Genomic DNA, 14198 nt, shown 5'->3' with positions numbered 1-14198 from the left:
ACATTTCTGAATGTACTTAACATACATAACAATTAAGAGATGAAAATTCGTATCGATCTAAGTGGTGCGGTTAACCACTAATCGGAAGTGAGGAGGACCATCGTTAGGTAAAATCCGAAGACAGTAAATTGCGAAGTTATACGCGGAGGTGCACGATGAAGCTTTTTTTTGGAAAAAAGGAAGAAAAAGTAATAAAACTTTTTTCTAAACATTTAGACAAAGTCGAAGAAGGTTTAAACTTATTTACAGAATTAATAGAATTGTACGTAACTAACGATATTGAAAAATCTGTAGAATTATCAAAACAAATAGCTAATATAGAAAGCGAAGCTGACACATTAAGAAGAAAAACGGAAAGTGAAATGTATCAAGGAGCCTTTTTGCCAAATTTCAGAGGAGAGCTTTTAGAATTAATAGAATCGGTTGATAAGGTTATGAATAAAACACAAACCGTTTCAGAAATCTTAGCTTTTCAAAAACCAAAAATACCTAAGGATTTTAAAGCAGATTTTTTAGAACAAAGTCGATTAGTAAAGAAAACTTATAAGTCTTTGAAAAAGTCAATAGAAAACGTATTCGAAAATATAGAAAAAAGTGGTGATTATATTCAAAAAGTTGAATTACATGAACATGAAGAAGATATTTTAGAGAAGGATTTAATACGAAGATTATTTGAAATAAATAACCTTGAATTATCCGAAAAGTTGCAGTTAAAAGATCTTTTTCTACAGATAGGAGATATAGCAGACAGGGCTGAAGATGCTTCTGATAAGTTAGAAATTATAGTCTTGAAAAGAAATATTAAATAAAAAAGATTCTCTTCCAAAAAGAGTGGGTAGAAAAAAATGAAATATGAAACGTGCATATTTTACGAGGAGGATTGTAATGGAAAAGTATATTTTATCAATCGATCAAGGTACTACAAGTTCTCGGGCAATAATTTTTGATCACGATGGAAATGTTGTTAGTGTAGCACAACAAGAATTTTTACAGTATTATCCTAAACCCGGATGGGTAGAGCATGATCCTAATGAAATTTGGGCAACTACGATGGGAGTTATAGCAGATGCCATGGCCCGAGGGAATATTAAACGTAGTCAGATCAGTGCGATCGGTATAACTAATCAAAGAGAGACAACCGTCATTTGGGATGCAGAAACAGGGAAACCTGTTCACAATGCGATTGTTTGGCAAGATAGAAGGACTTCAAAAATTTGCGATAATTTGAAAGAAAAAGGTTTGGAAGAAACGATTAAGCATAAAACAGGACTTATGGTAGATGCTTATTTTTCTGGAACCAAAATTAAATGGATTTTGGACAACGTTGAGGGAGCTAGAGAAAAAGCAGAAGCAGGAAAACTTAGATTCGGAACTATAGATACGTGGTTAATCTGGAAGCTAACTAATGGAAAAGTTCACGTTACTGATTATACCAATGCTTCCAGGACAATGATATACAATATTTTTGATCTTAAATGGGATGAAGATCTTCTTAAAGAGTTAAACATTCCTTCTTCCCTTTTGCCAGAGGTAAAGCCTTCGAGTCAAATATACGGTAATACCGATGCAGATGTATTTGGCGCCGAAGTACCCATTGCAGGAATAGCAGGGGATCAGCAAGCTGCTACGTTTGGTCAAGTTTGCTATGAGAAAGGTATGGCAAAAAACACATATGGCACAGGTTGTTTCATGTTAATGAACACTGGAGAAGATCCCATTGAATCTAAACATGGTTTATTAACTACGATCGCTTATGGAATTAATGGGAAGGTTAACTATGCCTTGGAAGGATCCATATTCGTTACGGGTGCTGCTGTTCAATGGCTTAGAGATGAATTAAAGATAGTTGATAGCGCTGCAGATACAGAATATTATGCAACTAAAGTCAAAGATAATGGTGGCGTCTATGTGGTACCCGCATTCGTAGGACTAGGAGCACCTTATTGGGATATGTATGCAAGGGGTACAATCGTTGGATTAACAAGAGGATCATCAAAAGCTCACATTGTTAGAGCTACTTTGGAATCTATAGCATATCAAACAAGAGATGTTCTTGAAGCTATGGAGGCTGATTCGGGTATAAAGCTTAAGACTCTGCGTGTAGATGGTGGTGCCGCATTAAATAATTTCTTGATGCAGTTCCAGTCGGATATTCTTGGCGTAGAGGTAGAAAGGCCAGTAGTTAACGAGACGACAGCGTTAGGTGCGGCATATTTAGCAGGGTTGGCTGTAGGATATTGGAATGGTCAGGAAGAATTATTAAGAAAATGGAAACGGGATGCCCTTTTTACTCCTAAAATGGCGGAGGATGAAAGGGAAAGATTGTACGCTGGTTGGAAGAGAGCCGTTGAAAGGGCACGAAATTGGATTGAAGAAAAATAATCAAATAATTGTAAGTCTGTTAACTTTCACTTAATTTAAGTATGTTAGAATGTGTGGTGAAATAAAAGTTAATAATAAAATGGTGGAGAATAAGAGAAAACCATATCCTAAAGCGAAATTATTTCGTAAAGGGTATGGTTTTTTTTATAATATCAGGAGGTTGGTAAAAGTTGATAGCGGTTATAGGTTCTGGAATAGTAGGAAGTTTAATCGCAAGAGAAATTAACAAATATATAGAAGATGTCTTCATATTTGAGGCAAGAAACGGAATAGGAACAGGTGTCACAAAAGGAAATTCTGGAATAATTCACGGGGGGTATGACGATACTCCTGGAAGTTTAAGGTCAGAACTGTGTTATAAGGGTAATAAATTGTACGATGAGATATCCCAGGAACTTTCTGTAGAAGTGAAAAGAGTTGGATCACATGTTGTCGCACTAAACGATGAAGAGTTAAAGGCAATCGATGAGTTGGAAGAAAGAGCAATTCAAAACGGCGTAAAAGAATATGAGATTTTAGATAAGGCAGAACTATTAGAAATGGAACCAAATTTAAATAAAAGTGCTTTAAAATCCTTTTATTGCCCAATAGCAGGTGTGACTGAGCCGTGGGAAGTAGCTATGCAAGCTTCAAAATCGGTAGAGATTAATGGAGGAAAAGTTTTAAAAAATAAGAAACTCGTGGAAGTGAAAAAGAAAGATAACAAGTTTGAATTGTTCTTTGAAGATGGGAGCAGTTATATAGCTGATTTAGTTATTAATGTTGCAGGATTGTATGCAGATGAAATTGCGAAATTGTTTGGTGATGAGGTACCTTATATTTTCCCTGTGAAAGGTGAATATTATCTTTTGGGTAAAGATGTAAAGTACGCAAATTCTGTCATTTTTCCAACTCCCTCTAAGTTGACGAAAGGTTGTTTGGTGGTTCCAACTGTGGATGGGGGTTATTTAGCTGGACCTACTGCTCATGGTGTGAAATCCAAACAAGATCTTTCTACGACTCAAGAAGGGCTTTTAGAAGTCAAAGAAAAATCTTTGAGATTGGTTCCAACTTTAGATTTTTCAAGAAACGTAGTGAAAACATTTGCCGGTCTAAGACCTGAAACAAAGGAAAAAGATTTTCATATCGATGTAGGTGGAGGGAATGTGATACATGTTTCTGGCATAAGATCACCTGGATTAACCGCTGCACCTGCTATTGCTAAATACGTTGTAGAATATCTTATTCAAGAAAAGTTGCATATTAATTTAGAAAAAAGGAAAAATTACATCAATCATATTGAAAAAGTCTCACATTTAGTAGAAGAGGATTATGAGCATTGGAAAAGAGTCATTCAAGAAGATCCAGATGCTGGAGAAATGATCTGCTATTGTAACAAAATAACAAAAAAGGAGATTAAAGAGGCTATAAAAAATGGCGCACGAACTCTAGATGATGTTAAATTTGCCACAAGAGCTTCCTTTGGAGAATGTCAAGGAAGTTTTTGCATACCAAAGATATTAAAAATAATCTCCGAAGAGACAGGGTTAAAACCAGAAGAAGTACTTCAAAATGAAAAAGGTTCGTGGATAATAAATTCCGAGGTGAGAGCGATATGAAATACGAAACAGATGTTGTTGTATTAGGTGGTGGCGGAGGAGGAATGGCCGCTGCTAAGGCTGCAGATAAAAATGGTGCAAACGTTATTCTTATAGAAAGGGAAGAAGAAAACGGTGGAGTTTTAAATCAATGTATTCACAATGGTTTTGGGATACATTACTATAGAAAGGATTTAACTGGTCCAGAATTCAAAGAAACGCTTCAAGAAGAATTAGCCAATACGAATATAAAAATATTGAACAGTGCCTTTGTGTTGAATGTGAATAAAGATAAACAATTGACTTTTGTGAATCATAAAGGGATACACGAGATAAAAACAAAGGCTTTAGTTATGGCAACAGGGGCAAGAGAAAGACATTTTAATTCACTTGCGGTTCCTGGAGACAGGGTTGCTGGTATTTTTACTGCAGGAGTAGCTCAAAAATACATCAACCTTCAAAATCTTAAGCCAGCTAATAGCGCCTTGATAGTTGGTTCTGGAGATATTGGATTGATAATGGCTCGCAGGCTTCATTTAGAGGGAATAGAAGTTAAAGGTGTTGTAGAAATTTTGCCATACCCAGGTGGGTTGGAAAGGAACGTTCAACAATGTCTCAGAGATTATAATATTCCATTGTATCTTTCCCATACCGTCACAAGGGTAGAGGGAAATAAGAGATTAGGTAAAGTTTACGTATCTCAAGTGGATGAAAATAGACAAATCATTCCAAATACCGAAAAGATATTCAACGTAGATTCTCTCGTAACCTCAGTGGGCCTCATACCTTTAACAGATCCTATTAAATTTGTTGAAACTGGTCCTGGATTTATCACATCTAATACAAACCAAACCTCTGAAGATTGGATCTTTGCAGCTGGTAACTGTACAGTTGTATTTGATTTAGTGGACTATGTTTCAAGAGAAGGAGAAAAAGCCGGTAAATATGCAGCTCTGTATGCACAAAATCAGTACTTTCCTGAACAAAAGGTAAAAGTTATAAAAGGGAAAAACATAAATATAATGCATCCAATGTATATAGATCCCAACGAAAGGACAAAATTGTACCTTAGAGTTTCAAAAACTTTCAAAAGAGCAGAAGTTACAGTAGAACCTCTTGGAATTAAGATGGTGGAAGAAGAGGCCAGACCATCTGAAATGATTGAAATTTCCATGAAACCATTTAAGGATAAGAATTTGAAAGAAATAGAGGTGAGTGCACGTGAACTCGGTTGAATATAAAAAAAAGAAAGTAGTTTGTACAACTTGTCCTTTGGGATGTAAAATAAACGTTATTTATGCAGACGCGGATGAAATAGAAATTGTAGAAGTTAAAGGGAACAGATGCAAAAGAGGATTAGAATTTGTAAAGCAAGAAATCACCGATCCTTTAAGAGTTGTGGTAACAAGCGTAAAAGTAGAAGATGGAGAAATCCCGATGGCTTCGGTTAGGTCTGATAAACCCGTTCCATTAAGACTTATAAATGACATAATGAAAATATTAAAAGAAACAAAGGTAAAAGCACCTATCAAAAGAGGGGATGTTGTTATACAAAATATATTGGACACAGGTAGTGATATAATAGCTACTAGAAGTGTGAATAGAAAAAAATAAGATACAAAAAAGTATCTTGATAGGAGATAAAATGAATAGTTTATGTAATTTAATCAAAAAAAATACGATAATTCCTGCCGTCAGAAATTTAGAAGACTTAGATGATGCTTTAAAAACTGAATCCCCTATCATCTTTTTGCTTACGGGATCTATATTAATTTTAGAAGATGTTATGCCCATTGTAAAACAATTTAATAAAAAGTTATTTATCAATATCGATTTACTAGAAGGTATCGCTTCTGATAAAAAAGGTATTGAGTATTTAGCTCGTAAACAATTATGTGATGGAATAATATCTACAAAAAATAACGCTATAAAAACAGCTATGCAAGAAAATTTAATGGCAGTTCAAAGGGTGTTTTTGATAGATTCTAATTCTTTAAAATCTGTTGTAAATTTTCTGGAAAAAACTTCTCAACCTGATGCCTTTGAAATATTACCAGCGATAGCAGCACCATATTTTTTAGAAAATATAGGAACAAAAGTATGTTTGATAGCTGGAGGATTAATCAGTAAAGAAGAGGAAGTTCTGGAACTCTTTAAGAATGGTATCCATGCTATTTCTACAAGTGCTAAAGATTTGTGGTGAAAAGATTATTTAAAAGTATATAATAAAGAAGTTGTATACTAAGTCTGCTCTGAGAAAACTCTTTTTGAGTAGACTTATTTCTTTCTAGTATTTGATATTGTCCAATTTTACTCTAGTAAATTCACAGTTTTTCTTTCGAGTGATTCTTAACAATTATTTTCATATTTTTTAGAATAAAAGCCATGACAGTTATGATAGAATTTCTTTTGTGTATATATTCTTCGTTTTACAAAATGTATTGTGGGGGTTCCAATGGATATCTACAAAAGAATAATAAGAATAGCTTTCCCGATAGCCCTTCAGCAAGTTATCTTTACAAGTGTTAATTTTGTTGATACCTTAATGATTGGCCTTTTGGGGGAGGTTGCCATCGCTTCGGTTGGACTTTCAAACCAGTTTTTCTTCTTGTACAACTTAATATTATTTGGATTAGTCTCTGGAGGAGGCATTTTCTTTGCCCAGTATTGGGGGAAAAAAGATGAGGATGGTTTATCCCGTTCCGTTGCGTTAACTATCTTGTCCTCCCTTCTTTTCTCTATTCCATTCTTTTTATTGAGTTATTTCGCGCCAGAAATGGTTTTGAGATTTTTTAGTCCAGATATTGAAGTTATAAAAGCGGGAATCCCTTATTTAAAGGTAATTGCTTTCAGTTACCCCTTATTTGCAATTACGATGGTTTTTTCTTTTATGCTTAGAAGCATAGGAAAGGCTCATTTGCCATTGATAATAACTATTATAGAATTATCTACAAACATCGTTCTAAATTATTTGCTAATCTTTGGTAAGCTTGGTTTCCCTGTTTTAGGTATAAAAGGTGCTGCAATAGGGACTTTGATTGCTAGGGCAATAGGATGTATTGCAACAGTTTTTATAGTTTACGTTGGAAAGCTCCCCGGGAGAGCATATTTTAAACATGTTGCAGAATTGAATTCAAAATTTGTGAAAAACTTCTTTCATTACGCCTTACCTACTTTGGCAAATGAATTTGCCTGGTCATTGGGGTTCACTATGTATTCTGTTGTTTATGCCCATATGGGAACTGATGTTATAGCTGCTCAAAGAGTTATGTCAACTATAGAAGGGTTTGCGGTTTCTGTGACTTTTTCTATAGCAAACGCCGCATCTGTAATTATTGGAAATATATTGGGAGTATCTAAATTTGAAGAAGCCTTTGAAACTTCTAAAAAAGCCTTAAAATTAGCGGAGTTAATAAGTGTAATAGCAGCTATTATAGGGATAGTAACTACATTTTTAGTAGTTGATGTATTCGATGTTTCAGAAGAAGTTAAAAATATGGTAAAAGTCACAATAGTTATTTCAATGGGTTTTCTTCCGGTGAAGATCTTCAACGGTATGAACGTTGTCGGATTTTTAAGAGCCGGAGGAGATACAAGATTCTCTTTTTTGGTTGAAGCCTCTACGTTATGGCTTATAGGTGTTCCTCTAGCTGCGGTTGGAGGACTGATATTAGATTTGAGTTTTCCCACCGTCTACTTTTTAACAATGATGGAAGAGATTATAAAATCCATAATTCTTTTTTTCAGATACAGAAGTAAGAAATGGCTTAGAAACGTTTTAGAAGAGGCTTAGGTTTTGGATATTATAGGGGGGATGTTCATTATGGAGAGTATTATTGAAGTGAAGAATTTGAAGAAGTATTATAAGAACGTAAAAGCGGTTGACGATGTTTCTTTTGATGTAAAAAAAGGAGAGATTGTTGCTATTTTAGGGCCAAATGGTGCTGGAAAAACAACAACACTTGAAATAATAGAAGGATTAAGAAAGAAAGATGCTGGAGAAATTTACTATTTCGGGAAAAAGATAGAAAACGTAGATTCTAATATTAAGGAAAGAATAGGCATTCAATTACAAGATACTAATTTTTTCCCAAATTTAAAAGTTTTGGAAACCCTTAAGGCGTTCTCGGGATTATACAAAAACAGTCTTGATGTAAATAAGATTATGAAAGATTTTAATCTTGAAGAAAAAAAGAATAGTAGGGTATCGAAACTTTCAGGTGGACAATTACAAAGATTAGCGTTAGCTACAGCGGTAATTAACGATCCTGTGTTGTTGTTTCTTGATGAGCCAACTACAGGGTTAGATCCTCAAGCAAGAAGAAGTACATGGGAAAAAATAGAAGACTTAAGAAATTCCGGGAAGACCATAATACTAACTACCCATTATATGGAAGAAGCTGAATTTTTGGCTGATAGGATCTACATTTTTGATCAAGGCAGGGTAATAGCCCAAGGAACACTTAATGAGCTTATACATTCATTGAAAATGGATTCCATAATCACCTTTGAAATTAACTCTAATGGGAATTTTGATGAGGTAAAAGAAGAGCTTTTCAAAGATGCAAATTTTCAAGTCACCAAAAGCGAAAATTTTTATACCATAGAAACAAAAGATGTAGAAGGTGCTCTTGTAAAAATATTTGAGGATGCAAAAATACAGAAATTTGATATATCGAATATTGTTATTAGAAAGCCTAACTTAGAGGATGTTTTTCTCCATTTAACCGGGAAAAGCTTAAGGGATTAGGTGAGATAGCATGAAAAAAATCAGAAATCTCACAAAGGCCTTTTTTGTTAATTCTTCAAGAGAATTTGCTGTTCCTTTTTGGACTATAATATTTCCTACGTTATTTTTCGTTTTATTCGTGGGTATCTTTGAAAATATTGGCACCTCGGAAAATTTGGATTTGAAGGTTGGAATATATTACGAAGAGCCTTTGCAGGGAGTAATAAAAACCACCTTCGATGATGTCTTTTCTCCATCGGATTCCAATGATATCCCTTTTCAAGTAGTAGAGTATGATTCTTTTGAAAAAGGGCTTCAGAATTTAAAAAATTCTGAAATAAGTGCTTTTGTAGTGTTCCCTGAAAACTTTAATTTGCTGAATCTGAAATTTTTTATCGAAACCACTGAGGTTCCTGATATAAAAGTTTATTATACCAACGATAGTGCTTCTATGTATGCAAAAGACATTTTTGAAGTATTTATAGATGAAATCAATATAATGATGTATACAAGAGGGGAAGAAGTAAAACTAACTGTTAATGAAGAGATTATAGGGATAAAACAATCAGAACCTTATAGATACAGAGATTTCCTATTTCCTGCCATTATTTTGATGTCTGTTTTGACAGTAGCTGTATTTAATATGCCTTTTGATTTTTCATATTACGTTGAAAAAGGGGTTTTTAAAAAACTAAACTCTACTCCTATAAAAGGGAACGAATATTTTTTTAGTTTTTTACTTTCACATCTCATTTTACTGTTAATTTCTTTGATAGTTTTATACATTGAGGCTTACCTTTTTGATGTTAGTTCATATATATATAAACCAGGGTTTATAGCTTACAGTGGTTTTTCAATCCTGGTAATACTGAGTGTTGGCCTTCTTCTTTCTTCATTCTATAAAAATATGGGATCCGCCGAAGCGATTTCTCAGGTCATATATCAAGCGACCATTTTTTTAAGCGGATTTTATTTTGAAGTTACTAATACACCTTGGTTTATAAGATGGTACGTTTATTTTAACCCTGCTACTTATTTAGTAGATGGGTTGAGAAAGTTGATGACTGGTAATGTTCTTGTCCCCGTTAATATAATTGTTCCTGTTATCTGGATGATGGCATCTATCTTAATCTTTTCGATGAGTTATAAGGGGATGGTTTACCGTGAAAAATAATCGCATGTTTTCGTTAATGAGTATATTTTATAAAGAAACCTTTAGAAACGGTATAGAAGTGTTCTTTACCCTACTTCTACCTGTACTATTGCTGTTGCTTTTCGGGTTTATTTTTGGTACAGAAACTGACCAAAGTGTGGAATATAAATTGGGAATCGCTGGTAACTTTGAAGGGGGAATTGTAGAAGCTCTTCCTTATGAAATTTTGATTTTTGAGGACAAAAACTCTTTAAGTCAAGCTTTAGAAAGTGATCAAATCGATATTGGAATAATTATGGTTGAGAATAATCAAATAACTTTTGTCGAAAAAGAAACAGACATAAATAATCAGAGCAATATATTTTTAAAGTTAAAATTGCAAAGTTTTTTGAAAAAGTATTTAATAGGTATGAATGAAGATTATATAAACTTGGAATTTGTTGAAACCCCCATAGGAGAAAGTCAAGAAAATTCTTTGGATTTTATTTTGACAGGGGTTATAGGATTATCGCTTTTATCAGGTGGAATGTTTTCAATGATAAATGTATTTGGAAGATATCGAAAACTAGGTACAATTAAAAGATTTAAAGCCTCACCAATGAAACCGATAGAATTTACTTTATCGGCTTCATCCACTAAGCTTTTTTTGAATCTCATATCCATGTTTATTATAGTTTTTTTGGGTAAAATAATATTTGATTTGAGTTTGACATTCAACTGGGGACTGCTTGTTATAGTGTTTTTTACTTCATCTATAGGAATGATGGGATTTGGGATATTGCTTTTATTGTTGTTCAAAGAACCTTCGGTAACAATAGAAATTGCTTCTATCCTTTATGTTGTAATGACTTTCTTTTCAGGGGTATATTTCCCTGTTGAATTTTTGCCCACTTCTGTCAGATGGGTAAGTAATATTTTACCGGTTAAGTATGTGGTGGATGTAATAAGGTACACAGGAAATATCAAACAGATTAACTTAAACGAATTTTTAATAATTAATTTGGTTTTGTTTGTAGGAGGGCTTTTTCTCTTGTTTGTCTCGTCTAAAGTTTTTCTGAAAGAAGAGAGATAATTGTAAAAGAATTAAAAAAGCTATGAATATTAAACTCAATTTTACTTGTTGTTTTAACTTTGTACTTGACAAAAGTGTTGTGAGCGGTTATAATATTCAACGGTTGCAAAAAAGAATTTTGATATATGTAACTACTAAGTGACCCGCTAGCTCAGCTGGTAGAGCATTTGACTTTTAATCAAAGGGTCCTGGGTTCGAATCCCAGGCGGGTCACCATTTTTTTATAGTTATTAGCGCGAGTGGCGGAACTGGCAGACGCGCAGGACTTAGAATCCTGTGGATTTATAATCCGTGTGGGTTCAAGTCCCACCTCGCGCACCAGCCAAATATTGCGGATATAGCTCAGCGGTAGAGCACTTGCTTGCCAAGCAAGGGGTCGTGGGTTCGAATCCCATTATCCGCTCCAACAAAAAAGTCCCCTGGTGGGGACATTTTCTTTACCTGCCGTGAGGCTGTCTTCATTCTTCTTTCATGAATGGATATTTGAAATCTTTTGGTGGAGCAAAATTTTCTTTAATTGCTCTGGTGGAAACCCATCTTAAAAGGTTTATAACGCTTCCAGCTTTGTCGTTTGTTCCTGAAGCCCTTGAACCACCAAACGGTTGTTGAGCTACTACAGCACCTGTAGGTTTATCGTTGATGTAGAAGTTTCCGGCAGCGTTAACGAGTACTTCTTCTGCCTTTTTAATAGCATTTCTATCTTGAGCGAAGATCGCTCCAGTCAAACCATAGGGTGAAGTTTCATCACATAATTTCAATACACTGTCAAATTCTTTTGCATCGTAAACGTAAATACTCAAAACAGGGCCGAATATTTCTTCTTCCATAGTTTTAAACTTTGGATTAGTAGTTAATATTACAGTTGGCTCAATGAAATATCCAATAGAATCATCACACTTTCCATCATAGATTATTTCTGCTTCATTACTTTCCTTTGCAAAATCTATGTAACTTTTTATCTTATCAAAAGCCTCTTTGTCAATTACAGCATTCATAAAGTTGGTGAAATTTTCTGGAGAGCCGATTTTAATTTCTTTCAAATTTTCGATCAAATTTTCTTTTACCTTCGGCCAGATGTTGTTAGGTATATAAGCTCTTGAGACAGCCGAACATTTTTGACCTTGATATTCAAAGGCTCCCCTAATTAGCGCTGTTGCCAGTGTTTCTATTTCACTACTTTCGTGTGCAATCACAAAGTCTTTTCCACCTGTTTCCCCTACTATTCTTGGGTAAGTTTTGTAATTTCTTATGTTCTTCCCAATTGTTTCCCACATATTTTGAAATGTTGGAGCTGAACCAGTGAAATGTAATCCCGTAAAGTTAGGATCTTTAAAAACTATACTTCCAATTTTGGACCCTGAACCAGGTATGAAATTTATTACGCCATCGGGTAAGCCGGCTTCTTGTAGCAATTTCATAAAGAAATATGCCGAATATACGGCCGAAGATGCTGGTTTCCACAAAACCGTATTTCCCATGATAGCAGGAGCAGTGGGTAGGTTTCCTGCTATGGAAGTAAAATTAAATGGAGTAACTGCGAAAACAAAGCCTTCTAAAGGTCTATACTCTAATCTGTTCCAAATACCTTTTGTAGATTTTGGTTGATCCATGTATATCTTTGTTGCATAGTATGAGTTGAATCTCAAAAAGTCTATCAATTCACAGGCTGAATCTATTTCCGCTTGAAATACATTTTTGCTTTGACCAAGCATGGTAGCGGCATTTAATGTTGACCTCCAATTCGTCGATAACAGTTCAGCTGCTTTTTTGAAAATGGATTGTCTATCAACCCATGAAAATTTATCCCACACTTTCTTTGCCTCTAAGGAACTTTTTATTGCCATTTCGATTTCTTTTTCACTAGCTTTGTGATATTCTGCTAAGACATAGTTATGATCATGTGGCATAACACATTTTCCAAGATCACCGGTTCTTACTTCTTTCCCACCTATTATAAGAGGTATTTCGATTTTATCGTTTTTTAGTTTGGAAAGTTTTTCTTTCAATTCTTTTTTTTCTTTACTTCCAGGCTCATAGTTTAAAATTGGCTCATTTTCAGGCATTTCGTAAATAGGTATTGAGTTGTTCAAAATTGATTCCTCCTTTTTAAGTTTTATACAACAGAGGGCTCTTCAATGATTTCTCCTCTGTTGAATCTTTCTAAATCTAAAATGACATCGTATGTTAATTTATCACCTGTAACTATATCTGCCATTAGAATTCCAACAGCTGGTGCAAGCATAAAACCATGCCCACTGAACCCACAAGCAACATATAGACCTTCTACCTCATTGATTTGAGATACTATTGGTTGTCTATCTGGCGAAATGTTGTATAAACCCGCCCATTGCCTAATGATGCGGATATTTTTAAGAGGAGGCAATAACCACGTTGCCTTTTTTGACATAGTTTCAAGGAATTCCCATGAACTTTCCATATTGTAACTAGGTGGTTCGTTCTCCGGCCCATAACCCATGATAAAGCTGCCATTGGGTTCTTGTTGACAATAAATATTGTAAGAGAAGGACATTAACATTGGATCGAGTATATTTTTAACAGATTCTGTTACCAATATTTCGTGTCTTTCGGAGTAAACTGGGAGTTCTATTCCAGCCATTTTAGCTATATTTTGTGTCCAACCTCCTGCTGCTACAACTACATTCTTACATTCTATGAAACCTTTGTTTGTTTGTACCCCCAGCACTGTGTCATTCTTAATTTTTATATCTTTGACTTCGGTAAATTTGTTTATTTCCACACCTAATCTTTGCGCAGCTTCTGCGTAACCCAAAGTCACTTGGAAAGGGTTGGCATGCCCATCTTTAGCACAGTAAGCGGCTCCTACCAACTTTTCTATGTTTAAGTCGGGAACAATCTCTTTAGCTTCTTTAGGAGTTAATAGAATAGAAGGTATATTTAAACTGTGTTGAACTTCGATATTTTTTTTAAATTGCTCTAATTCTTTGTCAGAGTATGCTAGTAACAAATAACCTTTTTGCTTTAATTCTATGTATCTTTTTATTTGAAGGACATCTTCAAAGTGTTCAAAAATATGCATACTTTCGCTTGCCAAAAGACAGTTTTGTTTGGTGCCCCATTGTTGCCTAACTCCCGCACCACATCTACCAGTTGCTCCGCTTGAAAGGTAGGATTTTTCAAGCAACACTACATCTTTAAGCCCTTTTTTGGCAAGGTTATAAGCGATGGAACAACCTACGACGCCTCCTCCTATTATCACAACGTTTGCTTTATTTTTCATATTTTTCACCTGCTAGTTATATTAAG

The 14198-nt window shown here is 34.6% G+C and carries 12 protein-coding genes and 3 tRNA genes; 13 read left to right on the top strand and 2 right to left on the bottom strand.

Going from position 1 to position 14198, the window contains the following annotated elements:
• The first annotated feature begins 155 nt into the window (after positions 1-155).
• From PMOB_RS01475 to PMOB_RS01415, 13 genes are all read left to right on the top strand, one after another.
• The gene (locus tag PMOB_RS01475; protein WP_012208134.1) at positions 156-809 is read left to right on the top strand and encodes a TIGR00153 family protein; all 654 of its coding nucleotides are present in this window, start codon (positions 156-158) and stop codon (positions 807-809) included.
• 76 nt (positions 810-885) lie between these two features.
• On the top strand, positions 886-2382 hold the full coding sequence (gene glpK / locus PMOB_RS01470) for a glycerol kinase GlpK (RefSeq protein WP_012208133.1): 1497 nt from the start codon (positions 886-888) through the stop codon (positions 2380-2382).
• Between the two features lie 170 nt (positions 2383-2552).
• Positions 2553-3980, top strand: coding sequence for an NAD(P)/FAD-dependent oxidoreductase (locus PMOB_RS01465; protein WP_012208132.1), 1428 nt, complete (start codon positions 2553-2555; stop codon positions 3978-3980).
• On the top strand, positions 3977-5194 hold the full coding sequence (locus tag PMOB_RS01460; RefSeq protein ID WP_012208131.1) for an NAD(P)/FAD-dependent oxidoreductase: 1218 nt from the start codon (positions 3977-3979) through the stop codon (positions 5192-5194). The genes PMOB_RS01465 and PMOB_RS01460 overlap by 4 nt, the downstream gene beginning before the upstream one ends.
• On the top strand, positions 5181-5573 hold the full coding sequence (locus PMOB_RS01455; RefSeq protein WP_012208130.1) for a DUF1667 domain-containing protein: 393 nt from the start codon (positions 5181-5183) through the stop codon (positions 5571-5573). Before PMOB_RS01460 ends, PMOB_RS01455 begins: the two co-directional genes overlap by 14 nt.
• Before the next feature lie 31 nt (positions 5574-5604).
• On the top strand, positions 5605-6162 hold the full coding sequence (locus PMOB_RS01450; protein WP_012208129.1) for a glycerol-3-phosphate responsive antiterminator: 558 nt from the start codon (positions 5605-5607) through the stop codon (positions 6160-6162).
• A 252-nt stretch (positions 6163-6414) separates the two neighbouring features.
• A complete protein-coding gene (locus tag PMOB_RS01445; protein ID WP_012208128.1) occupies positions 6415-7752 on the top strand; it encodes an MATE family efflux transporter in 1338 nt (445 codons plus the stop codon).
• Between the two features lie 30 nt (positions 7753-7782).
• Complete coding sequence (locus PMOB_RS01440) at positions 7783-8709, top strand: ABC transporter ATP-binding protein (protein ID WP_012208127.1); 927 nt, start codon at positions 7783-7785, stop codon at positions 8707-8709.
• A 10-nt stretch (positions 8710-8719) separates the two neighbouring features.
• A complete protein-coding gene (locus tag PMOB_RS01435) occupies positions 8720-9862 on the top strand; it encodes an ABC transporter permease (protein ID WP_012208126.1) in 1143 nt (380 codons plus the stop codon).
• Positions 9852-10913, top strand: a complete 1062-nt coding sequence (locus PMOB_RS01430; RefSeq protein WP_041534009.1) for an ABC transporter permease — start codon at positions 9852-9854, stop codon at positions 10911-10913. The genes PMOB_RS01435 and PMOB_RS01430 overlap by 11 nt, the downstream gene beginning before the upstream one ends.
• Before the next feature lie 140 nt (positions 10914-11053).
• Positions 11054-11129 (top strand) — tRNA-Lys (locus PMOB_RS01425).
• A 17-nt stretch (positions 11130-11146) separates the two neighbouring features.
• A tRNA-Leu gene (locus PMOB_RS01420) sits at positions 11147-11234 on the top strand.
• Positions 11235-11244: 10 nt separating this feature from the next.
• Positions 11245-11319, top strand: a tRNA-Gly gene (locus PMOB_RS01415).
• Positions 11320-11371: 52 nt separating this feature from the next.
• On the opposite strand, the gene pruA is transcribed toward PMOB_RS01415, so the two are convergent.
• A complete protein-coding gene (gene pruA / locus PMOB_RS01410; RefSeq protein ID WP_012208124.1) occupies positions 11372-13003 on the bottom strand; it encodes an L-glutamate gamma-semialdehyde dehydrogenase in 1632 nt (543 codons plus the stop codon).
• 23 nt (positions 13004-13026) lie between these two features.
• Positions 13027-14172: an NAD(P)/FAD-dependent oxidoreductase gene (locus PMOB_RS01405; RefSeq protein WP_012208123.1), complete on the bottom strand. Its 1146-nt coding sequence runs from the start codon at positions 14170-14172 to the stop codon at positions 13027-13029.
• Positions 14173-14198: the final 26 nt, after the last annotated feature.

The organism is Petrotoga mobilis SJ95, assembly GCF_000018605.1.
GTDB classification, from domain to species: Bacteria; Thermotogota; Thermotogae; order Petrotogales; family Petrotogaceae; genus Petrotoga; species Petrotoga mobilis.
The sequence above is the reverse complement of the archived record's forward strand: the minus strand, read 5'-3'. Positions and strand labels throughout refer to the sequence as shown.